Source organism: Bradyrhizobium sp. 17 (genome assembly GCF_023073515.1).
GTDB classification, from domain to species: domain Bacteria; phylum Pseudomonadota; class Alphaproteobacteria; order Rhizobiales; family Xanthobacteraceae; genus Bradyrhizobium; species Bradyrhizobium canariense_D.
Genome location: NZ_JADPJQ010000103.1, coordinates 1 through 729, shown reverse-complemented (window position 1 = coordinate 729; position 729 = coordinate 1). Strand labels below are relative to the sequence as shown.

At 57.1% G+C, this 729-nt stretch carries 1 protein-coding gene; it reads left to right on the top strand.

Translation table 11 applies throughout. The annotated features are described in order from the left end of the window. Positions 1 to 61: 61 nt before the first annotated feature. Positions 62 to 729: IS110 family transposase (locus IVB13_RS18845; protein WP_247489974.1), on the top strand; the 668-nt coding region annotated here is incomplete at its 3' end.

Here is a 729-nt window from a genome sequence, read left to right as displayed (position 1 = left end):
AATGGGATGACCCGCCCCGTCCTCTCAGTCAGACTGAGTTGGCTTTTGAAAGGAGGAAGCAATGAGGACACGGAACAAGCCCAGGCCGGCAACGGTGTTTGGGATCGACATTGGCAAGAACCTTTTCCACGTCGTTGGGCTCGACGCCGCCGGAATGCCGATCCAGAAGGCGACCTTTCGGCGCGATACGCTCTTGCAGTTCTTCGAACGTGCAGGACCGGCTTTGGTGGGGATGGAGGCCTGCTCCGGCTCACAATGGTTGGCCCGCAAGATCGCCGCCATGGGGCACACCGTTCGCATTATCCCAGCTCAATTCGTGAAGCCATATGTGAAGTCCAACAAAAATGACATCATCGATGCCGCGGCGATCGCCGAAGCCGTGACGAGACCAACGATGCGCTTCGTCGAGCTAAGGTCGCCTGAGCACATTGACCTGCAAGCGCTGCATCGTGTTCGCGATCGGATGATGTCGCAACGGACGTGCCTCATCAATCAGATGCGCGCTTTTTGCCTGGAATATGGGATCGCTATTCACCAGGGCGCCGGCAAGTTCAAGGCTGATCTGCCGAGGGTTTTGGCCGATCAGTCGAATGATCTAACCTCGGCGATGCGTCGCATTCTTGCATCTACATTTGACGAGCTGCGGCAGCTGGAGCTGCGGATTGCCGAGGTCAACCGCGAGATTGAGGCAATTGCCTCTCAAAGCGATACCGCACGTCGATTGATGAC